We start from the raw sequence: 26,129 nt of genomic DNA on the forward strand, positions 1-26,129 counted from the left end.
ATCGCCATTAGACCCCCTGCGTGAATCTTTGGGCGGCAGCGCGGCCCAAAGATTCACGCTCTCAGAAGTCTCGCCATGATGTGTGCTTTATGTGTAATGTCCCGTGTACGTCGCGCACGAGACATTACATCGAGAGATTACATATTTTCAGCCTGTGTTTCGCATTCCGGCGGCGATGCCGTTGATGGTGAGCAGTGCGCCGCGCAGCAGCTCGCCCCGGCTATAGCGCGAACGGATTACGCCGGAGGCGGCGCTGGTCTTGTGCTGGCGCAAGCGCTTCAGCAGGGAGACTTGCAGGAAGCCGAGGGGAACGATTGTGCTGTTGCGGAGTTGCACCGAGCGCTGGAGGTCGGGGTCGCCGTCGAGCAGGCGCTCATGGCCGGCGATCGCCAGCACCAGCCCCTTCGTCAGATGATATTCGTCGCGGATCTGTTCAAATAGCCGCTCAAACCGCTCCCGATCTTCGGGCTGCGACAACTGCTGAACGTAATGGTTAGCGATCTGCAAGTCCACCTTTGAAAGGGTCATTTCGCACTTGGAAATCACCATCTTAAAGAAGGGCCACTTGTAATAGAAGTAGCGCAACAGCTTCAGGTTTTCCTCTGGCTCCTCTTGCAGGAATTCGTTAATCGCCGTGCCCACGCCATACCAGGAGGGCAGCAGGAAGCGCGTCTGCGTCCAGCTAAACACCCAGGGAATGGCCCGCAGGCTGCCCAGGTCTCTCTTTCCCCCGCGCCGAGCGGGCCGGGAGCTAATTTGAAGCTGGCTGATTTCTTCAATCGGCGTGACTTGGTGGAAGAAATCAACAAAATCCGGCTGTTCATAGATCAAGGAGCGATAGTGGGAGCGCGATCGCGTCGCCAGTTCCTCCATAATTTCGTGCCACGGCTGGATATCGTCAAACCCGTTTCGTAGCAGGCTGGCCTGCACCACCGCTGCCGTGATGGTTTCTAGGTTATACAGCGCCAGTTCCGGCAGGTTGTATTTCGAGGCCAGCACCTCACCCTGCTCTGTAATTTTGATACGGCCGTCGATGCTGCGCCCCGGCTGAGCCAGAATTGCCTCGTAGGCCGGCCCACCGCCGCGCCCCACGGAACCGCCGCGCCCGTGGAAGATCCGGAGAGAGATGCCGTAGGTTTCGGCCATCGCCTGCAACGACTGCTGGGCCTTATGGATTTCCCAATTGCTGCTGAGGAAGCCGGAGTCTTTATTACTGTCGGAATAGCCCAGCATGATTTCCTGAAGTGAGGCCCGCTGCGGCAGCGTACTCCTAGAACCTGCAATATCCACCTTTTGTCCCGTCTCTTCTCGCTGGCGCTCGGCATAGCCGCCCGACAGATACGCTCGATAGAGCGGCAGCTCAAATAGCTCTCTCATGACCGACGGAGCGCGGAGCAGGTCTTCTACCGTTTCAAACAGCGGCACCACGTTGATCGCGCCGCTGCCGGTGGCGGGGTCGTAAATGCCTGCCTCTTTTGCCAGGAGCAGCACCTCCAGCAGGTCGCTGGCGTGGTGGCTCATGCTGATGACGTAGGTCTGGCAAATCGCGGGGCCAAACTCCTGATGCAGCTTGCGAACCATGCGAAAGGTTTGGATGGTTTCGCAGGTTTTTTCGGAGAAAGGCAGTTCTGACGGGATTAGCGGGCGACGGGTTTTTAGCTCGGTGGCCAGCCAGTGCGATCGCTCTTCCTCCGTCATCTCGTGGTAAGACTTGGGCAGAATTTGCAGGTATTCCGCGATTTCGGCGATCGCATCCGAGTGGCGGCTGCTTTCCTGGCGAATATCCAGGTGGGCCAGGTTAAAGCCGTAGATTTCCACCTGACAAATCAGATTCTCCAAATCGCGGCAGGTCAGGCCCGTTTCCTCCAGATTTCTGCGAATCAGTTGCAAGTCTGCCAGAAACTCATCACCAGAGCGATAGAGCGTTGCCGGGTTGTAGTCCGGAGACTCGTCGTTGAAATAGTCGCCGTTGTAGAGCTTGCGGCTGCGCTCACAGGTATTTTCCAGTCGCTTCTGGATGTAGCTCAGTTTCAGGCGATAGGGTTCCTGTCGATAGCGGATGGCAAGCTGTTCGTAGACTTCGGGCATCTGCGCTTGGTCTTGCTCTAGCGACTCTAGCAGGTCAGGCAAGACATCGCTCCAGTGCAGCGACAGGCTCAGCAGGTTGATCAGGTGCTTCACCGACTGAATGTATTTTGCCAGCACTAGGTTGCGCTGATAGCAGGCGGTTTTCCAGGTGATTTCCGGGGTGACGGACGGGTTGCCATCCCGGTCAGACCCCACCCAAGAGCCAAACTTGCAGAAGTTGTAGCGGGGCGGGTGTAGCCCTGGAAAGGTCGCTTCCAGCGCCGAGCGGAAGCGGTAGTAAAGGTGTGGAATCACATCAAACAGGACTTCCTGGAAGTAGTGCAGCGCGTAGTCTACTTCATCCAGCACTGTTGGTTTGAACTGGTGCAGTTCGTCGGTGCGCCACCACAGGCGAATTTCTTCGGTCAGTTGTTCCCGCAGCGTTTCCGTTTCCCAGGATGAGGACAACCCCAGCATCTGCATACTGTCTTCGGCGGTGTCGAGCTGGCGTAGGATTTTGGCGATGCGGCGCTGTTTGTCGCGGATGGTGTGGCGGACGATTTCTGTCGGGTGGGCAGTGAAAACTAGGCGAATGTCGAGGTTGTCGATCAGATTTTGGATCTGGCGGGGCGGCACGTTGAGGCTGGCCAGCTTGGGAAACAGCCCCCGGAACGTACTCATTTCTCGGCGCAGGGCGGTTTCCTCTCGCAAGCTGCGCTCTAGCATGTCAGCACTAAGTCCCGCAGTTTGGGTATCAGACTCGGAGTGGCTTTCTTCGGACGCTGTGGCGACCTCATAGGAGGCGCGATACTGCTGCTGCTGTCCGCGCTGTTCGTAGTGCTGTTCGACGATGTTAATCAACTGGAAGTAAAGCGCAAAGGCGCGGGCGGCCCGAATGGCATCGTTGAGATCTAGCTTTTCGATGACTGCCAGGGCGATCGCCTCCCCCTCTTCGGGGGCTTGTCCTTCAGGGGAGCAGACCAAGCGCAGTTGCTGCAATAGGTCTACCAACTGCTGCCCACACTCTTGCTGAAGCACTGACTCCCACAGTTCTTCAACTAGCTTCAGCCGATGGCGAAGAAACAGATCCGTAGCTGAAAGGGGCTGATCGTCTCGATCTTCTGTGGCGGTGCCGGTGCTGAAGGCATCATCCGACGAGTGGAGGATGGAACTCATGGCGTGTCCTGGCTGGATTATTCGATAATTTTAGGAGGTTTTTAATGGTGCTAGGAAAAACACCATGAAAATCATCGCTTATTCTTACGCTGATCCGAGGTTCGAGACTGTACTCAATGCATCACTTAAGGTTTCCCTTAATGATTGCGCTGGTGGTTCTGAGTGGTGGGCGATCGCAGATCGAGTCTACCAGGATTACACAGGATTGGATGCTGCGACGGATCATCCTGCCTCGAATCCTTTGACAAATCGCAGGGAAAACAGCATCACCCCCGGCACTGCCCGTCGACCGCAGTGGCAACAGCTTGTGCAGGATTGCCAGCAAAACCCGCCGGACGCAGTGCTGGTTCGTCAGCTATCGGATTTGGGCGAGTCGGTGGCGGAGGTGGGCGATCGCCTAGCTGAGCTAGAGGCGCTCCATATTCCGCTACGAATTGCAGGCACTGATCCCCAAGCTCCTGCACCCTCGCCTGCGGAACTGTTGCAGCAGTTTCAAACGCTCCAGTCTGCCCAGCATCGCCAGCGCATTCAGCAGGGCCACGCCCGCAACCGCATCCAGGCCCAGCCGCCGCCAGGAAAAGCGCCCTATGGCTATCGGCGGGGCAAGGATCGCTACGTGCTGGATCGGACGACGGCCCCGGTGGTCAAGGACTTCTTCGACCATTTTTTGCTCTATGGTTCGCTACGCGGCAGCATCCGCTATTTGCAGCAGAAATACAACAAGAAAATTTCTAGCTCCACGGGCAAGCGCTGGCTTACCAGCCCGGTCTATCGTGGCGATTTGGAGTATCACACAGGCGAAGTGGTGCCCGATACGCATCCGGCGATCTTGCCCAGGGCGGAGGCGGCCCAAGTGGATCGCATTTTGCGGCGAAATCGCAAGCTGCCGCCCCGTGCTGCCAGTGCCCCGCGATCGCTCTCTGGGCTGGTCACTTGCGGCGAGTGCCAGTCGGCTTTGCGGGTGTGCAGCGTGACGCGCCCCCGCCAGTCGCGGAGTTATCTCTACCTGCGCCCTGCGGCCTGTCCCCGCGCTAAAAAATGTGGGGCGATCGCCTACGAGTCCGTGCTGCACGCCACCTTCGAGCGCATTTGCGCCGACCTGCCGCGCTTGGTTTCAAGCACCCCCCTGCCCGATGTGGAGCAGATGCAGCGGGCGATCGCCGCCCAGATCCACACGCGCCAAACCTGGCTGGTTCAACTGCCCGATCTGGTGCAGCAGGGTGTTCTAGATCAGCAAACCGCCGACCTCCGCGCCTACACCCTGCGAACTGAAATTGCCCGCCTGCAAACCCAAATTGACCAATTGCCCCCGGCAAACCTGAGGGCGATCGCCCAGGTCATTTCCCTGCCGCAGTTCTGGCTCGACCTGTCGGAGTCTGAGCGCCGCGCCTATTTCCGCGAATTTCTGCGGCAAATCGTGCTGGAGCGCGAGGGAGAAGCGTGGCAGGTGAGGCTGGTATTTTTGCTAGAGCGGCCTAACTTTTGACCGCTGATACTTTTCCCAATCCCGCCCGCGCCAAAATCTCTGGAATTAGGTCTTCCCGCTTCACCGCCATCATGTGAACGCCCTGGCAGAGTTGCCGCGCCATCTGCACCTGCTCAGCGGCAATCGCCACGCCTTCTTCTAGCGGATGGGGTGCTTTTTCCAGGCGATCGATAATGTGTTGGGGAATCTGGGCACCGGGCACGTTTTTGTTAATAAACTGGGCGTTTTTGGCAGACTTCAGCAAAAAAATGCCTGCCAGAATCGGTCGGTTGCAGTTGGCCGCAATCTGGTGCATGAACTTGTCCAGACGGTCAAAATCGGTAATCAACTGACTCTGGAAAAACTGCGCCCCCGCCTCAACCTTCCGCTCAAATCGGCGCTGGAGTCCCGACCAGCTTGGGCACTGCGGATCGACCGCTGCCCCAGCAAAAAAGCTGGTCGCCCCATCCGTCAGCGGCTTCTCGTTAATATCCAGCCCCGCATTCAGGTTGCCGATCAATCGCAGCAGCCGCACCGATTCCAGGTCAAACACGGGCTTGGCATCGGGATGGTCGCCCGCCTTGATCGGGTCGCCTGTCAGCGCCAGCACATTGCGAATGCCCAGCGCCTGCGCCCCCATCAGGTCTGCCTGAAGCCCAATTCGATTGCGATCGCGGCAGGCCACCTGATAAATCGGCTCGATGCCCTCCCGCAGCAGCAGCGCCGCCGCCACCAGCGACGACATCCGCAGCACCGCCCGACTGCCATCGGTAATGTTGACCCCATGCACCCAGTCCTTGAGCAAATGCGCCATTTGCAGCATGTGTGTTGGGTCGCAGCCTTTCGGCGGCATCACCTCAGCAGTGATCAAAAATTCGCCAGACCCGGCAGCCGCTTGCAGGCGGGTTGAAGGAGCCACAGATCGGGGTTCAGCAGGCAGAGATGAAGAGGTAACCATAATCAGCGGATTCTAACAATTTGGGGCATCGAGATTTCAGGGGCAATTTAGCTAAGGATGATCAAGATTCATAGCCTGACCCCTGTTCGCGCAAGCGCTGCGGAGCAATCTCCCTGACCCCTTCAAACGGGCAAAGCGTATCCCAGCGCCTTTTTCACTTTAGTTAGCGTGATGTTGGCGATCGCCTCTGCCTTTTCTTTGCCCTCATGCAAAACCTGCTGCAAATAGCCCGGTTCGCCCATAATCTCGTGATAGCGATCCTGAATCGGCTTCAGCGCAGAAATCATGACCTCCGTCAGCAGCGGTTTGAACTGACCCCAGCCCATCTCGGCACATTCCTTCGCCACTTCGTCCTTCGTCTTGCCCGACAGGATCATGTAAAGCGTCAGCAGGTTGGTGCATTCCGGGCGTTCAGGATTGTCGAATTCCAATCCGCGAATTGGGTCAGTTTTGCAGCGCTTGATCTTGCGCTGAATCTCTTCGGGCGAATCCAGCAGGTTAATTCGGCTCAACTCTGACGGGTCAGATTTTGACATCTTTTTCGTGCCGTCGGTCAGGCTCATCACCCGTGCGCCCTCAGCGCGAATCATCGGCGTGGGCAACTTCAGGACTGGCGCGTCTTCGCTGCCAAACTGGTAGTTGAGTCGGGCGGCAATGTCGCGGGTGAGTTCCAGATGCTGCTTTTGGTCTTCGCCAACGGGCACTTTGTCGGGTTCGTATAACAGGATATCTGCCGCTTGCAGCACGGGATAGCTGAGCAGGCCTGCGCCGACGTTTTCGCCCTGTTTCACGGCCTTTTCTTTGAACTGGATCATGTCTTCCAGCCAGTTCAGCGGCGTAATGCACATCAACAGCCAGGCTAGTTCTGCATGGGCAGGGACGTGGGACTGCACAAAAATGGTGGCGTGTTCCAGACTGATGCCGCTGGCGAGGTAAGAGGCGGCGACTTTGTAGGTGCTTTCGGCCAGTCGTGTAGGATCGTGGGGCACAGTAATGGCGTGCAAATCCGCCATAAATAGATAGCTGTCGTAGTCTTCCTGAATTTCGACCCAGTTGCGAATGGCACCGAGGTAGTTGCCCAAGTGCAACTCACCAGTTGGCTGAATGCCAGAGAGAACGCGCTGCTTGCCCATGAAGCTGTTTGCTGATGAAAGTATCTTGACAGTGAGGACGGCGGAAGCCCAAGAAAGCGTTATACCCGCGTGTTTTCAACCATAACCCAAATAGCGTTTTGGGATGTAGCTGTCGTGCGGATGGGCAAACCTGAAAAATCTGCGGGTTGCGAATCCCGATTGCCCACCCCCATAATGAAGTAAATGTTACGAAATTGTAAAACTCGTAAGCAATAATTCACAGCCCCCATGACTCATGCTTCTTCCGACTCGATGACGCAAGCCTTGGCGGAATGCATTGCCCTGCTGCAAGATTTACAAACTCATGCAGCGGCCAATGATGCGTTTGACCAACTGAAAGTCCAAATTGCCCAGGTAAACCCGGGAATGGCTAATCTGCTGGAAATGTTGTGGCGAGAGGCAGTGGCGGGGCGGCGCTCGGCCGCGTTTTGGCAGCAGATTTGTGACGTGGAGCGCGACCTAACCGAAAACCTGTCGGCAAACCACTTCCAGCTTCAGCAAAACTATCTGCGCCTGATGCAAGAGCAATAGCCTGGGGCGCTCAAATGAAATCTGGGATTTGAGAAGGTCCTCAGCAGCTTTTCAGACGCTTCTCAGCAGGTGTTTAGGGTACGTTCAGGCGATCGCCCCAATATAGTTCTCATCAGTTCTCAGGCGCTCTGCCCGTCGATTTTGTGAACTGACGGCAAGTGAATTGCGCGAGCACCTTTTGGATGAACCTAGACAACCCCTATGAAATATGTAAAACAAGGATGCAATCACTTCATGCTGGCAGAGCAAAATCCAGCGCTGTTCTACGCTGTTCTACTCTAGGAGGCTTGCAGAACCCACATCAGCCCTTGGCTCTTCATAGAGCTTGCTTTCCAGCCCGTCCGGTGGCTGTTTGTGAGGCTCCGGTTTTAGCCCATCCTGCGGTAGCCAAATCCGCAGCCACGCGCCGCCTGTTTCTGGATGGTTGCTGGCCAGCACCATGCCTTGATGGGCTTCCACGATTTGCCGAACAATTGCCAGACCCAGACCACTGCTGGTGCGGTGGTATGGCTCGGCTTCACTCGAATGAGATGGATTTGAATGAGATGCATTCGACGCTTCGGAACTGGCAGAGCGGTTGGGCGGCAAGCGCGATCGCGCTGGGTCGGCCCGATAGAACCGCTCAAACACATGGGGCAAGTCTTGCTCTGCAAATCCGGTTCCTGCGTCAAACACTTCCAGCCAAACGCCGGTTGCAGAACTGCTGTGAGTAGATTCCTCTGCAAGTCCTGTGCTGATTCGCACCGTGACCGTTTCCCAGGGCGGACTGTATTTAATGCTGTTGTCTAGCAGGTTCATCAGCACGCGATAAATTCGGGCCTCATCGAGATGCACTGGCAAAGACTCTGGTCCCTGATAGCTCAACTGCACCTGCTTTTTGCGAGACAACGGCTCCAGATTGAGCCAGGCCGCCTGCACCAAGTCGGGCAGATTGACCTGTCTCAGATGCAGGCATTGAGACGATTCGCGGTCGATCAGCGCCAGGTCTAGCAAGTCTTGCACCAAGTCGCTGAGCCGGATCGATTCTCCAATTAGCCGATTGACCCAGCCCCGTAGCGCTGGATCGAGTCGAGTTTGCAGTGTTTCGGCAATCAGTCGGATAGAGGTGAGGGGGGTTTTTAGCTCGTGGGCGACGTCGGAAGCCCAGCGATCAAGCTGCTGCCTGAGCTGCACCGCTTCTTGACGGCTTTCCAAAAACACGCCGACATGCTGCTTGGGCATGGGAACCGCATAGCCCCGCAGCACGTAAGAGCGCTGTCGGGTAAGCTGCAACACATCTGGGCTGACCGGATAAAACACCCAGTCTTTCTGGCACAGCGTTTTGGAATTGCGGGCTTGCTCCACGAGGTCGTCTAGCTCGTAGGAGCGCACCAGTTCCAGTAGTAGGCGAGGACCTTCGGACTGGTTCGGCGGTGCGGGGGTGAGGTCTAAGAGCGATCGCGCTTCCGGGTTGCACCAAATCAGGCGGTTTTCGTCATCAAGTTGGAGATAGCCAACGGGGGCTGCTTCTAAAATAGACCGATAGGTCGCAACCTCTGACTCTAGCTGCTGCTGGATGCGCTGCTGCCGGGCCACCGTCAGGGCGAGCTGAGATGTGGCCGAAAAGGGAGAGGTCTCTACGTCTGCGGCCCGCAGTTCCCGGAGCAGTCGGGTGAGGCGCTGGCGTTGGCGAACCTGCTGCCAGCACAGTAGCCCCAAACCAATGAGCAGCCCCAGCAAGAAATCGAGAATACCCACCGCAGATCCTTTGAGAGTACCTCTTGAAGTCCCCAATCAGCCGCCCGAGGGCGCTTAGCCAAAGCGATAGCCAAACCCGCGCACCGTGGTCAGATATTCGGGGTGGCTGGGGTCTAGCTCTAGCTTTTCGCGCAGCCAGCGAATGTGGACATCCACCGTCTTGCTGTCGCCCATGAAATCAGGCCCCCACACCTTTTCGATGAGCTGCTCTCGCGACCACACGCGCCGGGGATGGGTCATGAACAGTTCCAGGATACGGAACTCTTTGGGCGAGAGGTTGATGGCTTCACCCCGCACCGTCACGCGACACTCCTGCGGAAACAAGGTAATGTCTTGAAACCTCAGGTTTGCATCCCCAATCTGGGGCTGGGCCTGGCGATGGCGACGCAGCAGCGCTCGACAGCGAGCAATCAGTTCCCGCATTCCAAAGGGCTTGGTGAGATAGTCGTCTGCGCCCACTTCTAGCCCAACCACGCGATCGGTTTCGCTGCCTTTGGCGCTAAGGATGAGAATCGGTACAGTGCTGCCGTTGTGGCGGATCAGACGGCACAGATCCAATCCGTTCACGTAGGGCAACATTAAGTCCAAAATAATCAGGTCAATCTCAAACTCGGCATACTCGCTGTCGTCGGCGCGAGTCATGATATCCAGCGCGGCCCGCCCGTCCTCTGCCACGAGTACGTCGTAGCCTTCGTCGCTGAGGGCGAGCTTAATCGTCTCACGAATGAGTTCTTCGTCTTCCACCAGCAGCACGCGACCGAGCTTGACATCGGTCTGAAGCAGCTTGCTATCTAGCGCTGGGGTGTCCTGAATCATGGAGGCCATGAATTTTTCGCGGTTAATCTTCAGGCCAATCTTACCAAATTGGTCGAAACAGATTGAGGGCGATCGCCCGCGCAATTTTAAGGAATCCTTAAAACTGGTCAGAAAGTCTGCACTAAGCCTGCATTGAGCCTGCGTCCAGCCTGCGCCCTACTCAACCGCCGCAGCAGCGATCAACCCCCAGGCTGTCTAGCAGCAAATCGCTGACCGCATTGGCTACGGCAAACTCGCTAAAAAAACTGCGGGAAAAGTCAAACGCCTGCATTTCCGTCACTAGGGCAATTACCAGCGACCCCAAATCTGTTTCCCCTTCCATGCGATGTCGCACAAACACCTGCGCCGCCCGTCGGGCAATCTCTGCATTCACTGCTTCGGGGATAAACTCTTCGTCGAGCCATCGGTGCAGCGCCGCCTGGAGCCATTCGCCCTCCTGCTGGGGATGGGTCGCCACGGGCAGGGTAATTGCTGGGATCGGTTCAGCCATAAGCAATTCTGAGGCAACTTCGAGTCTGAGGCAACTTTGAGACAAATTTTTGAGACAAGTTTTTGAGACGAATTTGAGACAAGCTTGAAATAACGTCGCGTTTGAAATTCCTGTTTGAGATTCGCGTTTGCAACAACTTCGCGCCTGACTCAGCGATTTCGCAGTCTGTTCCGTAGGATGAGGGTATGACCTGGTATCAGTATGACATTGAGGCGATCGTCCAGCGCTATGCCCAGGGATATTTCTTGATGGCAGAAGATACAGGTGACTCGCTGGGTTGGTATTCCAGCCAACAGCGGACGCTGATCCCGCTGGATGATCGGTTTCGCTATCCGCGATCGCTCCAGCGGGTGCTAAACCAAAACCGCTTTTCGGTGGCGATCGATCGCGCCTTTTCAGAAGTTGTAGAGGGCTGCGCCGACCGCGACACCACCTGGATCTCTGGCGAACTGAAGGTGATTTATCAGGAACTCCATCGCGCGGGCTATGCTCACAGCTTTGAAACCTGGCAGGGCGATGAGTTGGCGGGCGGCATTTTGGGGATTATTGTCGGCGGTGCGTTTATTGGCGAGTCGATGTTTTATCGAATTCCCGACGGGTCGAAGGTGGCGATGGTGAAGCTGGTGGAGCGATTGCGCGATCGCCAGTTTGTTCTCTTCGACGCACAAATGATGAACCCCCACCTGGCCCGCTTTGGAGCCTACATCGTCAGCAACCGCGAGTATCGCAAGCTGTTGCAGCGGGCCGCCGAGATCCATCCCTCGCTGCTTTAGTGGACGAATGGCGTATAAACACAGCCTATCAACCCCGTCCATATGAGAACTGGAGTTTTCTCTTCAGAACTGGTCTATCTTTCCAGAAGCCGTCTTTGGGAAGTAGAAACCCTAGAGTTACCGATCTTTAATGGCTTTGGCGTGAAAGCCGGTGATGAGATTTGAACTCACGGCCGCTCGATTACGAATCGAGTGCTCTACCACTGAGCTACACCGGCAAGGCTGCATCGAGCACTGCAAAGTCAATTTTTACAGACAATCATAGATTATAGCAGCCCTGATTAATTTATGGAATGGGTTTCTACGTCCAGAGGTGGGCTGCGCGGGTCTTCTACGCTTCCAAAAATCGATTTAGACAAGCCTGTCTGGGATCGCTCAGGGTTGCCATGTAGTTGATAGCCAGTTGCTCTAAAACAGCAGGGCGATGCCCAAAGCTGCAAAAGCTACAAAAGCACCTATCATGAGTAGGTCTATTTTCAGCGCTTGCTTTAGAGCGCTTTGAGCGAGTTAGATTTGGGTGTTGCCGATGGTACAACTGATTCTGCGTGTGAAAACAGCAACCGTGTTTAAGCTGCGGCCCGAGCCGACTTCTCTGTTGCAGCCCAATGAAATGGTGGCGATCGCCTCTGGCAACACCTACCCACTACATTCCTACGCCTACGCCAATATCAACGGCTCCTTCAACGGACATATAAAGTTCGCGTTGCAAAACCGAACCATCAATGGATTCAACACCTGGTTTGTGTCGAGTCTGGATGCCCAAGTCGAAGCCAACGGGGTCGTGGTCTACCCGCACGAAGACCAAGAGAGCATACCGATCCTCTGGATTAATCAAAATACGATCCTGAAGCGCCGCCCGGTCGATTCATCTGTATTGTCTCCTTCAGAACGAGTCTCGATCCAGCGGGGACGGACGCTCAACCTGCATTCCTACGCCTTCGCCGACGCGCAGGGCGAATTTAACAACCACATTAAGTTTGCCATTCGCGATCGCGCTGATTTTATCAACGGGCTAAGCACCTGGTTCGTGTTCAATCAGCACGCCTTTGTCACCTTTGATGACGACGTGGTGTATCCGCCTGAAGATCCCAATGCGTTTATCCTGCGAATTACGCAAAATACGCTGTTCAAACGTCGCCCGGTGCAGTCGTCGCAGCTTGCGCCCAACGAACAGGCCCCTGCCATTCCAGGGACGCTGCTAGTGATCGACAACTATGCCTTTGCCGATGCCCAGGGATCATTCAACTCACACATCAAGTTTGCCCTCAAATACGTCAAAGACAATATCTACGGGTTTAACACCTGGTATGTATTTGACCAACATGCGCGAGTCGAGCAGGCAGGCAGAGTCGTTTATCCCAGACCGCAACCGACTCCGCCGCCGCCCCCACCGCCGCCGCCACCCCCACCGCCGCCGCCACCCCCGCCGCCGCCACCCCCCCAATACACGGGTAAACCATTTCGCCTGCCGGGCTATTCCTCCACGTTTTACACCGACCAGCCGATTATTCCCAACGGCAACTTTACCTGGGGCGAGGCAACCAAGAACGCAACGCGAATTCCCGCTACCAAGGCGATCGCCGACAATATCCTGGCCCTGGCGCGGGAGCTGCAACGGGTGCGAAACCAGATTGGCCGCCCCTTCCAGGTCAATTCCTGGTATCGTCCGCCAGATGTCAACTCGGCAGTGGGCGGGGCAACCAACAGCCAGCACCTCTATGGCAAAGCGGTCGATGTGCAGGTGCAGGGCCTGAGCGGCCGTCAGGTGGCCAATGCAGTGATGCTGTCCTGGAATGGCGGCATTGGCATCTACAGCAACATGCCGAACGTGATTCACCTGGATATCGGGCCAAAGCGCACCTGGGGGTTTTAGGAACACCTATCTCCCACTGAGGTACAAGCGACCCGTCACATGACTGCTCAGGGCCTACGCAGGCGTGTCTCTAGTCCAAAAAGATAAGCTGTAGCAAATCAGACCCCCGTTTTGCTGTCGTTGCTTCAGCGCCGTTTCAATGTGTCTTGGGTAAGTCCTGCTCATTATTTAGGATTAGGAGCGAGTCTTTATGCGTCACCTTTGTCGTCCAGGCTGTCGGTGTTCCTTTATTCCCCCGGTGATTGCAGAGCATCTTGCCCGCAAAGGGGTTGACGATGCCCGCGTCAGCTATCAGCAGAGCCGCAAGATGCGAGAAAAGCGGCAAGCCACCGCCGCCGCCGTCAGCATGGCGACCTTTACTGGCGCGGCTCCGGTTGGGAAGGGCGATCGCCTCGTTTATGACTGCGAACAAACCTGGCAGCAGCGGCTCAAGCTGGTACGCGGCGAGTCTGATCCAGAAACGGGCGATGCCGACGTGACGACTATCCACAACTACGCAGGGGTCGTCCGCGACTATTTCCAGACCGTCATGGGACGCAACTCCATCGACAACCTGGGCATGGATTTGATCCTGAATGTCCACTTTGGCGTGCGCTATCTCAACGCCTTCTGGGATGGCGACGAGATGACCTTTGGCGACGGCGATGGCAAAATCTTCACCAGCTTTGCCAACTCTCTGGATGTGGTCGCCCACGAGCTAACTCACGGCGTGATTCAGTTCACCGCCAATCTGGAATATAAGGGGCAAGCGGGGGCGCTAAACGAACACTTTGCCGATGTGTTTGGCACCGCCATTACCCAATATGCCGAAGGGCAAACCGCCAGCACCGCCGACTGGCTGATTGGCGATGAGATTATGGGGCCAACGCTGTATGGCGAGGCGCTGCGGTCGATGAAGGAGCCAGGAACAGCTTACGACAACGACCTGCTGGGCAAAGACCCGCAGCCAGGCCACATGCGCGACTATTTCAGCGGCCCCGAAGATAACTTTGGTGTGCATATCAACAGCGGCATTCCCAACAAGGCGTTTTACCTAGCTGCAATGGAGATTGGCACCGACAAAGCGGCCTACATTTGGTTTAGTGCGCTGCAAAAGCTTTGGCCCACAGCTCAGTTCGACGATGCAGTGGCAGTGATTGTGACGGCTGCCCGCGAATTGACCCGCGATGGCAAGGTTCCTTTGGGATCAACACAGGTGGTGCGCTCGGCGTTTAAGGCGGTTGGGCTGCCAGTCGGAGCAAGTCTATAGAGGACGAGAAAGGACAGAGGACGAGAAAGGACGAGGGTTTGGGGATCTGGTTGCATAGCTCCAGGGAGAATGAGACAGACCCCCCACTATTCGGCTAGGCGACCTTTTCCTTGGCAGAGGCTTCGGCAGTTGCATCTGGAGTTGCTGCGTCGGGGGCTGGATGCTCCGAAGTCGCAGCGGCTTCATCGGCTTCGGCCTGCGGCTCGTCATCCGACTCTGGCAACCCCTTGATGCGGCGGTAGATCTTCTCGTACTCGCGGGCTGAGTGATCCCAGGCAAAATCCTGACGCATAGCCCGCTGCTGGAGCGATCGCCACTGGTCTTTGTACTGGAAGCCTTCCCAAGCGCGGATCATGCAGGTATACAGATCTAGCGGCTCGTAGCGGTCAAAGCAGTAGCCCGTGCCTTCATTTTCTGAGGGGACGTGGTGCTGCACCGTGTCTACTAGGCCGCCCGTGCGCCGCACGATGGGAATCGAGCCATAGCGCATAGCAATCATCTGGCTGATGCCGCAGGGTTCAAATCGTGACGGCATCAAGAAGGCATCGGTGCCTGCATAGATGCGGCGGGCTAGGGTGTCATTGTGCAACAGGTACACGGCAACGCGGCCAGGGTGGCGCGAGGCAATATGCCATAGCTCGGTTTCATAATAGCGATCGCCCGTGCCCAGCACCACCACCTGACCGTCCGTATAGGAGATGAACCGATCCAGCATTTGGATCACCAGATCCAGCCCCTTCTGTTCCACCAGGCGTGTCACCATGCCCAGCAAAAAGGCCTTGGAATTCACCTCTAGCCCCAGTTCTTCTTGCAGCGCAATTTTGTTTTCGCGGCGGTTTTCCAGGGTATCGGCAGTGAAGTTTTGCGGAATCTGGCGATCGCGCTCCGGGTCAAACAGCCCTTGGTCAATGCCGTTGAGAATCCCCACGAGCTTGCCGCTGATGTAGGACAGCAGCCCTTCTAGCTGTTCGCCATACTCCGGCGTTTTGATTTGCTCGGCATAGGTCGGCGAAACCGTCGTCACCATATCCGCAAACTGCACCGCCGCCGCCATCGTGTTGTGCCCCTGCATATACCACGGGCACCAGGTCATCTGCTCCAGTCGCCAGCGCCACGGCCCCTGATAGGCCAGGTTGTGAATCGTGAAAACGGTCTTGATGTCTTCGGTTTCGTGCATCCACACGGGAATCATGCCCGCGTGCCAGTCGTGGCAGTGAATCACGTCCGGCCGCCAATAGTTCCAGGCAAACTCGGAAGCCGCATTGGCAAACAGCGTGAACCGCCAGTCCTCATCTTCTCCGTAGTAGATGCGGCGGGGCATAAAGGAGGGATGCCCAAACAGGTAAACGGGGACATCGGTTCTGGGCAGCTTGCTCTCAAAAATTTTGAAATTCTGAAACATTGCCGTGCCAGACCAGACGGGCTTTTTGGGAATTTCCATTTTGTCTGGCAGAAAACCGTAATAGGGCATAAAGATGCGAACATCGTGCCCCATTTGCCGCAGCACTTTGGGCAGTGCGCCCACCACATCGCCCATGCCGCCTGCTTTTGCCACCGGGGCCGCTTCGGCCGCCACAAACAAAATTCGCATCGTGACCCCCCTGAGTCTCCCGAACGTCTCGATTGTGCGTTCATCCTCTAGCGCGACGCACAACACCTAAACCCTAGCAAGTTTCGGTAACGTTTTCGTAATTATTTTAGGACTTACTCAGCGGGATGTTTTTTGGCGATCGCAGCCTTGGAGAAGACTAATAAACACGGCGGCCGGAGTAATTTCCGGGCGGGCTATAGCGACAAACCAGGATGTCGTTGCCGCCAGCGGTGGAGAGGGCACAGCCGACGTGGGTGGTGTTGCGCCAGATGATTTGGGTGTAGTGGCCAACATCCGCCCAGTTGCCCGTGGTGCTGACGTTGGGAAAGGTGCCCAGACGGAAATACCGCTTTTCATCGCCCCAGCCCGTCACCATGTCGTCATAGGAAAAGTAGCCCGACGTGCCCATCCACAGGTTTTCGCCCTCGCCCGTACCCTGGCTATGTTCTAGACGGCGACCGCCTCGCGCAGCCAGTTCATCTGCCCAGCCCTGAGCATTCTGCGCCAGTTGGTCGGACCATCGCAGCGGCGGCAGGTTTAGCTCGGTGCGATAGCGGTTGTGAGAAGCCAGCATCGTGTCTACAAACGCTTCGTCCGAGCGGTCGGCTCGACGCTGAGACACTTCGCGCCATCTCGATGCCCGTCGCCCTGAAGGATGCCATTCCAGAGATGACTCAGATGGCTCAGATGACTCAAATGATGACTCAAACAATTGCTCGGACGAGCGCTCAAACCAGGTCAAGGCCCGCTCTGTAGCGATCGCCTGTTGGTGGAGCCAGCCCATGCCCAGCAGCAGCAGACCGCCCAACCCAGCGAAACCCGTTCTCAGCCCTTTATCCATAATGGCCTCTGGGATTGTTTCTAGACTCGTTTTGAGGAGATCGGGCGATCGCTCCTCAATTCATGCACAGAAATTATGCACGATTATGTACAGAAATTATGCACAGAAGCAGGCACGAACAACTGGGCGATCGCACTACCTCTGAAGATGCATCGCCAATTGGAGAAGTTCCTGATTTGGAGTGAAGGTTCAGACGATGCGGTCACCTAACCAATGCGGTCACCTAACCGATGCGGTCACTCAACCTCTAACCCCGCTGAATCGTGGCAAAGATTTCGTCTAGCACGGCCTGTGCGCCCTGCTCCTTGAGCCGATGGGCCAGGTCGATGCCCAACTGCTCGGCGGTTTCGGGTGCGCCCGAAACCGTATCTTTGATTAGCGTTTGTCCATCCAGGCTGGCCACCAGTCCGGTCAGCGTCAGCGTGTCGCCCTCGATGACGGTATGAACCCCGATGGGAACCTGACAGCCGCCCTCTAGCTCTCGCAGAAAAGCGCGTTCGGCATAGCAGCGCTGGGCAGTGGGGGTATGCTCCAGTACCTTCAGCACCGCGAGAATTTCCGGGTCTTCGGTGCGGCATTCGATGCCCAGAGCGCCCTGCCCCACCGCATGAAGCGACACATCGCTGGGAATGGTCTGGTGAATGCGATCGCCCATGCCCAGCCGCTTCAGCCCCGCCACCGCCAGGATCAGCGCGTCATATTCACCCGCATCCAGCTTGGCCAGCCGCGTGTTCAGGTTGCCCCGCACGTCTTTGAACGCTAGGTGGGGGTAGTGGTGTCGCAGTTGCGCCAGCCGCCGCAGCGACGACGTGCCAATCACCGCGCCCTCTGGCAGGGTGTCAAGCTGTTTGTCCTTGTGCTTTTCATGCACCACCAGTGCATCGGCCGGGTCTTCGCGCTCCGTCACGCAGCCCAGCATCAGCCCTTCTGGCAGCCGGGTCGGCAAGTCTTTGAGCGAATGCACGGCAAAGTCGATATCGCCGTTCAGCATCCCCACTTCTAGCTCTTTGGTAAACAGCCCCTTGTCGCCAATCTTGGCCAGCGCCACGTCCAGAATCTTGTCACCTTGGGTACTCATGGTGTGAACCTCAAAGGTGTGCCCCGGAAAGGCTTTTTGTAGTTCGGACTGCACCCAGTGGGTTTGCACCAGGGCAAGTTGACTTTTGCGGGAACCGATGCGGATGGTGCGGGGAGGACTGGCGATCATGTGCAAAGAAGTGTATACAAAAACAGCGGAATGTTAAGCAAGCCGTAGATTTGAGGCGTTTTGAGCCAACTATCAGCTTACCGTAGGGTGGCCCACCCCAACGGCGAATGCCGGAGAATTCGTTGAAGAATTGGCAGAAGGATTCTGGGGCGATCGCCCCACCCCAGTCCCGGCTAGGCGCTCACTCCAAGGTTTCCAGAGGGGCAATCGCCCTTGCTGTCGAGATTGTAGGGGTCACAGCGGTTAAGTCCACCCGCTCGGTGATGGGCAAATAGCCGAGCCACTGCTGCGAAAGTTGAGCAAAGCTCTCTGGGCAGCCGCTGACGCAAAACCGAGCCGTGCGATTGGCATACAGATTTCGCAGCCCCAGCAGGTCTAGCTCTCGCGCCGCCGCCCGCACCACATGCACTGCCGGATCGACAAACTGCACCGTCGGCGGCAAGAGCGATCGCAGCACGGGTTTCAAATGCGGATAGTGCGTACAGCCAAACACCAGCGTATCGATTTGTGCCTGGATCAGCGGCTCCAGATATCGCTGGGCCACCTGTCGAGTGTAGGGGTCCTGAATCCGGTTTTGCTCGATCAGCGGCACAAACTCCGGACAGCCCACCTGCCAAACGGCGATCGCCTCGTCAATTTCGTGAATCGCCCGTCGATAGGCATCACTAGCCGCCGTAAACGGCGTGGCAATCACCCCAATCCGCCGTCCCCGCTGCACGGCCGCCCGCGCCCCCGGCAAAATCACGCCCAAAATTGGCATCGGAAACTCGGCCCGCACCACGTCCAGCGCCTTGGCAGAACTGGTATTGCAGGCTACCACCACCATCTTCACCCGCTGCTGAGTCATCCAGGTCAAGATCTCCCGCACAAATTGCAGCAGTTCTCCCTCCGAGCGGGTTCCATAGGGCAGCCGCGCCGTGTCACCAAAATACAGCACCGATTCATTCGGAAGCTGGCGCTGGATTTCCCGCAGCACCGTCAGCCCGCCCACGCCGCTATCAAACACCCCGATGGGGGCCTGGGCATCGCCTGTTGTCAAGAGGCCGGATTCGCAAAATGTCCCGTTTGGTTCAAGGGAAAGCGGGTCTGAGGCGCGATTAACCGAGTCTGAGAACGAGGCAGAGTTAGACACAGGCGCAAACGAAATGTTTAGAAGTTTTGCTGAATATATTGCAGGATACCCTGTGCGATCGCAAATGCCATGCGTTGTTGTCCCTGAGCGCTGCCCAAAAACGCTGCATCCTGCGCTCCGGTTACAAACCCCGTTTCCAGCAATACTGCGGGCATTGAGGTGTTGCGAATCACGTAGAACCGGGCGCTCCGCAAGCCGCGATCGTTCAAGCCCGTATTGCGAACCATGCTGTCGTGAATCACGCGGCCCAGCCGTGCCCCCGCTTCAGAGGCATAGTAGGTTTCAATCCCGTTGACATCGGGGCGATCCATGCTAATCGCGTTGGCGTGAATGCTGACGAAAATATTCGCCCGCGCCCGCTCAGCAATTTGCACCCGCGGCTCCAGGTCAATTTCTCGATCGTCTGTGCGAGTCATGACCACCTGTACGCCCTGCTGTTCTAGCAAACGAGCCACCTGGGTTGTAATGGACAAAACGATATCTTTTTCTCGGATGCCGCCAATGCCCACTGCGCCCGGATCTCGACCGCCATGTCCCGCATCTAGCACGACCACGACGCGGCCGGTGGGAACGCGGGGTAGGGTGGTAGTAGGGGGTGTCACGATGGGTGGCGGGGTGGTGGGTGTGGGTATGGTGGGAGGCTGGGCAGCGCCGCGCAGTTCCAGGGCCAAGAGGCGATCGCTCGGCTGGATCACATCTCGAATCACCACGCCAGCGGCAGGCTGCACCAAAATCGCCACCGTCCGCTCATCTTCCTGCAACAGGCGCACCTGCTGAATCGTACTGTTCGCCGTAATTTGTGGACCAATTACCCGCTCTGCCAGCCGCGCATCAGGAATCGTAATTCGATAGAAAATCCGCCCCCGATCCCAGTCGCTGGTGTAGGTAATCGGCTGATCCGCCCGGATGAGTAGCTGCTGACCATTGCTTGACAACTCCACCGATTGCACCGTCGAAAGACCGCTGACGGGCGGCTGACCGGGGCGCGGCGGCTGGCTGGGCGAGGTGGGAGGGGTGATAGGCGGAGTTGTAGGGGGAAGCGGGGTCGGCGCAGGCTGGGATGGACGGGTCGCCACCACGCCGCTGTTGGCATTGAGGCTGGGCAGCAGCACAATCCCACCAAAATCACTGACGCTGGCCTGCCAGCCGCGACGGTTGCGGTCGTTTCGGCGACCCTCTAGGCGCAGCGACAGCCGCACAACGCCGTTTCGCTGGGGTTCCAGCCGCATTCGCTCCACGCCGCGATGGTTCGGTCGCAAATCGCGATTGGTCAACTGGGGCGAAACCTGAGCATTGGCAATGTCGAACTGCACATCTCGCGGGTCGCTGTTGCGGCGCAGCGTCAGGCGAGGCACGCCGCCGCTGGTGCGAATAAAAAAGCCGTCTTGGGTAATTTGCACCTCGTCAATCTGAGCAGGGCCCGCTGCTGGAGGCGCAGGTGCAGGCGCGGGAGGGTTGGGTGCGGGCAGCGGCGTTCCGGGCGTGGGTGAAGGGCTGCCTGCCACGGGCCCGCCGACAAACTGCGGCGTAGGAATTTGCACAGACCAGTCGGTCGGCGTGGCCCCGCGCACCAAGACCCGCTGCGGATCGAGGGTATAACCGGGCATTAGCTCAATCACGATGCGCGTGGTTTGAGCGTCTACTTGCCCCAGGCGAATTTCCCGAATGCCGCCGGTTCCACTCTGGCGGGTTGTCGAGCGGCCGAGGGTAATTCCTGGCAGATCAATGACCAGGCGAACCGGGTCGGAAATGAGTTGGGCCCTGGGCTGCACGCCGTCATCGGTGGTAAAGACCAGTCGGTTTTCCGCCGAGTTAAACTGCCAGGATTGCAGCGTGCCCGCTTCAGCAGAAACGGCAATCAGGAGAGACCCTGCAACGCCCAGCACACCAGACAATAACCAAGAAAATCTCACAATCAACCTCTTAAAACACCGATTGGGGAGTTGGGGCAGATGCAGCTTAGTCGCACAAACCTCCATCGCAATCGACCAAAACCGATATTAATCAGGTTTGGCGCAATGCGATCAGATTTAGCTAGGAAAATCTCAAAGAATTGAGAATCGAACCGCCTCCTGAAGAAACCATCCATCATACCGATCTCTGGATGGCTCAGGGCAGCATCGACGAAACTTGTCTATCGGACGTACTGGGCTTCACATAAGTTTCTAGGTTTGCGGAAATTCCAAAAGCGCAGGTGAAGTACTAGCCCTGTCAGAGGCCTACGCACAGAGTTGATGCGATTCAGGACAGTTTTGAGGAATTTGATCGCCGAGCCAGCAAGCCTTGGGGGATATCCCCCAAACCCCCTTTGCAGGGGACGAAGCGTCCCCCACACCCCCTCCTAAGGACTTTCTGGCTTGTTCTGAGAGGTCGCTTCGCATTGCAGGGGCGGCAGGGGCGATTCGCGAAGCAATCCTTTCGGGAATCGTGCTTTAGGTTTTTCGAGGGTTTTGGGCAATCGCTATACTGATGCAGACAGAATGCTGTGGTGGCGATAGACAGGAATGGCAGGGAGCGATGTGAAGCGGGTGGGGGTGATTGGCGGCGGGCAGCTTGCCTGGATGATGGGCGCGGCGGCCAAGAAACTGGGGCTGCATCTCATCGTGCAAACGCCGAGTCGGGATGATCCGGCCGTTGGCATTGCAGACGGTGTTGTCTTGGCGCAGGTGGAAGATGCATCGGCAACGGCGCAACTGGCCCAGCAGTGTGACGTAATCACGTTTGAGAATGAATTTGTGGATCTGGTGGGTCTAAGCGCGATCGCCTCTCAAGGTGTAATCTTTGCGCCGTCGTTAGGGGCGATCGCTCCCATCCTCGACAAGTTCGATCAGCGTTCTTTTTATCAGTCCATCCACGTTCCTACGCCCCGCTTTCAGGCAATCACCAGCGTGTCCGAGTTGGATGCGAGCTTTGGGTTTCCGGTGGTGCTGAAGGCGCGGCGACATGGCTATGATGGCTACGGCACGTTTGTTTGCAAAACCCAGGCAGAACTGGAAGCAGTCTTGCAAAAGCCGGGACAGTCGTGGCTTGTGGAAGCGTTTGTGCCGTTTGAGCGAGAGCTGGCGGTGATGGCGGCGCGGGGGCGATTCCCCCAGGGATCGCTTCATGAATCGCACGAAATCGCGCTGTATCCAGTGGTAGAGTCGCAGCAAGAACAGCAGGTCTGCCGCCGGGTGTATGCGCTGAACGAGTTTTCTGAGAGCGTGACGGAGCAGGTGGGGGCGATCGCCCGCCAAATCCTCACTGCCCTAGATTATGTCGGTGTGCTGGGCATTGAGCTATTTCTGACGACCGACGGGCGCGTGCTGGTCAACGAAATTGCGCCCCGGGTTCACAATTCCGGGCACTACACCCTCGATGCCTGTGCTACCTCGCAATTTGAACAACATCTGCGGGCCGTGGCAGGGCTGCCGCTGGGGTCTACGGCGCTTACCTGCGCGGGCGCGGTGATGGTCAACCTGCTGGGCTTTGAAACTACTGAGTCTGACTACGCCGCTCTGCGCCAGCAGCTTGCCGCAATTCCCCAGGCTCAGGTGTATTGGTATGGCAAATCTGAATCGCGGCCGGGGCGCAAGCTGGGCCATGTCACCGTGTGCTTACAGCCAGGGCAGGGACGGGCAGAGGCAGAGGCGATCGCCCGCCAAGTAGAAGCCATTTGGTACGGCGAGTCAGACTAACGCCATCCCCCCAGCGCCAGCCGATCTGGGTTCTGGCACAGCGATCGCCTGACTCTCAGGAATCTTTTTGAGCGGGAATGAAGCTACTCAAAGCGCAGACTTCAGCACACACTGATTAACACACGTTGCTGAATGGTTTGAATATATCCTGTTGAGTCACTTTGAGTCAAATTTTGAACGCTATGATGAATCTGAAACTGAATGAATTACGACTGGTCTTGGGAACAGGGCTGGTAATGGGTCTGTCTATGGGTTTTTCGATGCCTGCGATCGCCCAAATGGCCGAAGTTCCCATGCCAAACCGCAGCGGCGATTACACGACTGCCATCATGCAGGGAAACCGAGGCAATTACTACAACCGTCGCTGGCTGGTGGTCGATCCAGACCCGACCTATCTGAACTGTCGCGTCAGTCCCAATGGAGCCGTGCGATCGCGCATTGCGCCTGGGGCAATCCTGACGGCCGAGTTTGTGCGAAATGAAGCGATCGTCTTCCAGAATGGCGCTCCCTGGCTGCGGGTGCGCGGTACGGATGCGCTCACCTTTGCCCAGCCGGGGCAAACCCTGGGAACGTGCTACGTCCGTGCCAATCGGCAATATATTGCGCCGATCAATGAAGACGCTCGGTAGTATTGATTTTGGATTTTGGATTTTGGATTGGTGATTTTTGGATAGCTTGTCAGATCGCCTCTGCTTAGTTGTTTTGGCTTAGTCGATTGGCTTAGTCGATTGGCTCGAAGCGCTGTGGAGACGCAAGCCACCGCCGCAGTGTAACGCGATCGCCCTGCGTGATTACTAGGACGGGCGCTGTCTCCCCTTCCATGCGGGCGATCGCCACTAGTTGCGTATTCGTCGTCAGTTCGTTGTAGACCAGGCTGCCGCTGGCAGAAAAGATCAGCGTGCGGAGCGGGGCATCCGGTGGGGCACTGGATGGGGCAGGGGGGCTAGGCGACGCGCCAAGCAATTCCAGATCGTCCGACTCCGGTGCGGGTTCGGCAGGGGGCGGATCGAGCAGGTCAGGATGCAGCGCCAGAATCACCTCCATCTGGCGATTCGAGTGATCCCTGCGGGAATCGCCCGTCAGGTCAGCAAGCTGCACGCTCCAGGAGCCGAAGGCTTGGGCCAGCGCCTCTGGGTCGTCGGCAGGCGGCAGCGGCAGGTTCGGTCGGGCGCGGCGTAGCTCGATGGCAAGGGTTCGCAAGATAGCACTACCCTGCTGCGGCTGTTGGAGTTGGAGGGCAGCCAGGGAAGTGCTGTCGGTGGGCAGTTCCCAGTTGAGTGCGGCATCCGACAGGACGAGATGGGGGCGATTGGCTAGGGAGTCTCCCAGGGGTTGGCCGCTGGCCAGCAGTTGAATAGCGCTGCCCTGGAGCCGCAGCGCTCGCACGGTGAGCGGATGGGACTGCATCTGGGCCTGCGGGTTCCAGGTGGTGTACTGGAGCGTGGGGCGATTCCCGTGGGCAGCGCTTTGCGAATCCCCCAGTCCGAGTTGGTTCCACAGAAAACCCGGAGTCAGGCGGCTGGACAACTGAGAAAATGGGGTGTGCTGCCAGGTCGTGCCGTCGTGATAGCGGGTCAGCGAGATGCGATACCACACCTCACCATCGGGCAGCGTTGGCAGGGCAGAGCCATCGGGCGTGTCCCAGTCGCTGGGGCGGGGGCTGGCCAGGGGCGTGGCAGTGCCGATCAGGCGGCTGGGGTAGAGGGCCTGACTGTGCAAAGGCAACTGGTCGAGGCGGCGCAGAACCGCTTGGGTGCGCGGGTGCAGCGGCGAAGCTGGCGTTTTGGGAATCGGGGCGCGGTTCTGGGTCTGAAGCCAGGCGATCGCCTCGTCGCGTCCCTGCCGCAGCATCACCACCAGCCCGCCGATAAACTGGGCATCGGTGTGGTCGGCATCCACCCGCAGCATCGCCTCGGCCCGCTGCCGCCAGCGGTTTGCATCGCCGCCAATCAGCGTCCGCAAATCGGCCCCGTCGCGCAGGGCGGTTTGCAGCAGGGCGATCGCCGCTTCCCATCGGCTGTCGATGATCAACGTGGCGAGGCGCTGACTGGGGCTGGCGCGATCGCGCTCGGCCTGGGCGCGGGTAGCGGCGGCGTGCAGCGCAATCAGGTCAAGCTGGGCCTGGGCGGCCGCAGTCCAGGTTTTGGGATTGCGTTTTTTATAGCCCTCCATCCAGGCGCGGGCGTGGCTCCACAGGCCGTTGCGGGCGAGAAACAGCGCGTTCTCCAAGCTCTGACTGGCGAAGGGGGGCTGTTCTAGGGCGATCGCCTCCAGCCGCACGATGCCGCCCTCGGCCGGTTTCACCTGATAAACCGTAAATTGAGGCTCCAGCCCCACGGTCTGGTCAACCACTAGTTCTGGCGGGTCATCGCCTGTGACCGCCTGCCAGCGGGGGCGGCGAACCAGGCTACTCCAGGAAATCAGCAGCCGCAGCCGTCGCTGAGCCGCATCGTAATAGCCAATTTGCCCATAGGCGATCGCCTGACTACCCCGTCGCTGCTGCCCGCTGAGGGAAAACCAGCCGTCGGGTTTGGGCGCATCCCCTTCAATCGGCTCGACCTGTTGCAGGGGCAGGCGACGGGTCGAACCCTGCCCCGCCGGAGCGCCCCCCGGCAGCAGCGACACCACGCCAAACTCCCTTGGGCCGGCCACCGGAAGGCGATCGCCCAGTTGCAGCCGAGTGTCGCTGCTCAACCTTTCTGCCTTGCCCAGCGGCGTTTCCAGGTGATAGGCCCGCAGTTCGACCAGATGCAGACAAGCGTCTGCCCCGGCAGCGCAGCGGGGCTGGGCAGCCAGCACAGGCACCAGCACCACGGTTGCCTTTCCAGCCGATGCTCCCCGACCAACCGACCGCATCAGCGGCGTGCCCAGCGTCCGGTTTTGCTGGGCGGCTTCTGCCTGGATTGCGCCCCAGCTTCGCGGCGTATCGTCGCGGATAAAGGCTTCCCGGTTCCACTCCGGCAGCGCCCAGCCCAGCCAACTCACCCGCCCCGGATTCACAATCAGCCAGAAGGCCGTGCAGCCCGCCATTGCCACTAGGCTGCCGCTGCCCAGCCAGAGGATCGTCGCCAGCAGGCTCCCCAGCCAGGGGCGCTGCTTGGGCGGCGGCGGCGACACCAGCAACTTCACGCCGTTGGATTCGACCGGGGGATTTTCGTCTAGAAATTCGGCTTCCCAGTCCTCCAGCGAGTCTTCTAGCGGCAAATCGACTGAGCGCGACCCCGGAGCAGGCTGCTTTGCCAATCGCCCCACCCACACGTTGACCTTGGGGCGAGGAGCCGCAGTCGTTTTAGAAGAGGGCGGTTCTGGCGACACAAAAACCTTGACCCTGGGCGGCGTGATGCGGAGGTGACGGGCCGCCATAGAAGACGAAGATGCGCTCTGCTTTTGGGCTGGACGGGTTCGACGGGCCG

The 26,129-nt window shown here is 58.0% G+C and carries 19 protein-coding genes and 1 tRNA gene; 7 read left to right on the plus strand and 13 right to left on the minus strand.

Translation table 11 applies throughout. The features are described from left to right. Positions 1–147: 147 nt before the first annotated feature. Positions 148–3,243, minus strand: coding sequence for a phosphoenolpyruvate carboxylase (gene ppc / locus IGS16_RS15290; protein ID WP_297086841.1), 3,096 nt, complete (start codon positions 3,241–3,243; stop codon positions 148–150). 241 nt (positions 3,244–3,484) lie between these two features. Here ppc and IGS16_RS15295 point away from each other — a divergent pair, with 241 nt between their 5' ends. Beyond that, on the plus strand, positions 3,485–4,729 hold the full coding sequence (locus IGS16_RS15295) for a recombinase family protein (protein WP_297086843.1): 1,245 nt from the start codon (positions 3,485–3,487) through the stop codon (positions 4,727–4,729). Here the strand turns inward: IGS16_RS15295 and IGS16_RS15300 are convergent. Then, positions 4,719–5,666, minus strand: a complete 948-nt coding sequence (locus IGS16_RS15300) for a methylenetetrahydrofolate reductase (protein ID WP_297086845.1) — start codon at positions 5,664–5,666, stop codon at positions 4,719–4,721. The two genes, IGS16_RS15295 and IGS16_RS15300, sit on opposite strands and share 11 nt — an antisense overlap. A gap of 122 nt (positions 5,667–5,788) precedes the next feature. Next, entirely contained in the window at positions 5,789–6,799 is a 1,011-nt protein-coding gene (gene trpS, locus IGS16_RS15305) for a tryptophan--tRNA ligase (RefSeq protein ID WP_068507958.1), read from the minus strand. Positions 6,800–7,027: 228 nt separating this feature from the next. On the opposite strand from trpS, the gene IGS16_RS15310 reads away from it, so the two are divergent. Further along, positions 7,028–7,330 (plus strand): hypothetical protein, encoded by a 303-nt coding sequence (locus tag IGS16_RS15310; RefSeq protein ID WP_297086848.1) that lies wholly within the window; start codon positions 7,028–7,030, stop codon positions 7,328–7,330. Between the two features lie 273 nt (positions 7,331–7,603). Here IGS16_RS15310 and IGS16_RS15315 read toward each other — a convergent pair whose 3' ends face one another. From IGS16_RS15315 to IGS16_RS15325, 3 genes are all read right to left on the minus strand, one after another. Then, the gene (locus IGS16_RS15315) at positions 7,604–9,067 is read right to left on the minus strand and encodes a cell wall metabolism sensor histidine kinase WalK (RefSeq protein ID WP_297086850.1); all 1,464 of its coding nucleotides are present in this window, start codon (positions 9,065–9,067) and stop codon (positions 7,604–7,606) included. Positions 9,068–9,121: 54 nt separating this feature from the next. After that, entirely contained in the window at positions 9,122–9,883 is a 762-nt protein-coding gene (locus tag IGS16_RS15320; RefSeq protein ID WP_367185801.1) for a winged helix-turn-helix domain-containing protein, read from the minus strand. Positions 9,884–10,043: 160 nt separating this feature from the next. Further along, positions 10,044–10,373, minus strand: a complete 330-nt coding sequence (locus tag IGS16_RS15325; RefSeq protein ID WP_068507949.1) for a hypothetical protein — start codon at positions 10,371–10,373, stop codon at positions 10,044–10,046. A gap of 185 nt (positions 10,374–10,558) precedes the next feature. Between IGS16_RS15325 and aat the strand changes: the two genes are divergently transcribed. Then, positions 10,559–11,146 carry a leucyl/phenylalanyl-tRNA--protein transferase gene (aat, locus tag IGS16_RS15330; RefSeq protein WP_297086854.1) on the plus strand — a complete coding sequence of 196 codons (588 nt, stop codon included), beginning with the start codon at positions 10,559–10,561 and terminating at the stop codon, positions 11,144–11,146. A gap of 146 nt (positions 11,147–11,292) precedes the next feature. Here aat and IGS16_RS15335 read toward each other — a convergent pair. Continuing rightward, positions 11,293–11,364 (minus strand) — tRNA-Thr (locus IGS16_RS15335). Between the two features lie 308 nt (positions 11,365–11,672). Here IGS16_RS15335 and IGS16_RS15340 point away from each other — a divergent pair. Both IGS16_RS15340 and IGS16_RS15345 read left to right on the plus strand, forming a co-directional pair. Then, positions 11,673–13,019 carry a D-Ala-D-Ala carboxypeptidase family metallohydrolase gene (locus tag IGS16_RS15340; RefSeq protein ID WP_297086857.1) on the plus strand — a complete coding sequence of 449 codons (1,347 nt, stop codon included), beginning with the start codon at positions 11,673–11,675 and terminating at the stop codon, positions 13,017–13,019. Between the two features lie 190 nt (positions 13,020–13,209). After that, positions 13,210–14,268: a M4 family metallopeptidase gene (locus tag IGS16_RS15345; protein ID WP_297086859.1), complete on the plus strand. Its 1,059-nt coding sequence runs from the start codon at positions 13,210–13,212 to the stop codon at positions 14,266–14,268. Positions 14,269–14,362: 94 nt separating this feature from the next. Here the strand turns inward: IGS16_RS15345 and glgA are convergent, their stop codons facing one another. The 5 genes from glgA to IGS16_RS15370 form a co-directional block, all read right to left on the minus strand. Next, a complete protein-coding gene (gene glgA / locus IGS16_RS15350; RefSeq protein WP_297086862.1) occupies positions 14,363–15,859 on the minus strand; it encodes a glycogen synthase GlgA in 1,497 nt (498 codons plus the stop codon). Between the two features lie 157 nt (positions 15,860–16,016). Beyond that, positions 16,017–16,700 carry a CAP family protein gene (locus tag IGS16_RS15355; RefSeq protein ID WP_297086863.1) on the minus strand — a complete coding sequence of 228 codons (684 nt, stop codon included), beginning with the start codon at positions 16,698–16,700 and terminating at the stop codon, positions 16,017–16,019. A gap of 247 nt (positions 16,701–16,947) precedes the next feature. After that, entirely contained in the window at positions 16,948–17,907 is a 960-nt protein-coding gene (hemC, locus tag IGS16_RS15360; protein WP_297086865.1) for a hydroxymethylbilane synthase, read from the minus strand. A 181-nt stretch (positions 17,908–18,088) separates the two neighbouring features. Continuing rightward, the gene (gene murI / locus IGS16_RS15365) at positions 18,089–18,946 is read right to left on the minus strand and encodes a glutamate racemase (protein WP_297086867.1); all 858 of its coding nucleotides are present in this window, start codon (positions 18,944–18,946) and stop codon (positions 18,089–18,091) included. Positions 18,947–19,056: 110 nt separating this feature from the next. After that, positions 19,057–20,952, minus strand: coding sequence for an N-acetylmuramoyl-L-alanine amidase (locus tag IGS16_RS15370; RefSeq protein WP_297086868.1), 1,896 nt, complete (start codon positions 20,950–20,952; stop codon positions 19,057–19,059). A gap of 591 nt (positions 20,953–21,543) precedes the next feature. Between IGS16_RS15370 and IGS16_RS15375 the strand changes: the two genes are divergently transcribed. Both IGS16_RS15375 and IGS16_RS15380 read left to right on the plus strand, forming a co-directional pair. Further along, positions 21,544–22,716, plus strand: a complete 1,173-nt coding sequence (locus IGS16_RS15375) for a 5-(carboxyamino)imidazole ribonucleotide synthase (protein ID WP_297086870.1) — start codon at positions 21,544–21,546, stop codon at positions 22,714–22,716. Positions 22,717–22,898: 182 nt separating this feature from the next. Further along, a complete protein-coding gene (locus IGS16_RS15380) occupies positions 22,899–23,345 on the plus strand; it encodes a hypothetical protein (protein WP_297086872.1) in 447 nt (148 codons plus the stop codon). A 91-nt stretch (positions 23,346–23,436) separates the two neighbouring features. On the opposite strand, the gene IGS16_RS15385 is transcribed toward IGS16_RS15380, so the two are convergent. Next, positions 23,437–26,079 (minus strand): hypothetical protein, encoded by a 2,643-nt coding sequence (locus tag IGS16_RS15385; protein WP_297086874.1) that lies wholly within the window; start codon positions 26,077–26,079, stop codon positions 23,437–23,439. Positions 26,080–26,129: the final 50 nt, after the last annotated feature.

This window comes from Thermoleptolyngbya sp. C42_A2020_037, assembly GCF_015272455.1.
GTDB lineage: Bacteria > Cyanobacteriota > Cyanobacteriia > Elainellales > Elainellaceae > Thermoleptolyngbya.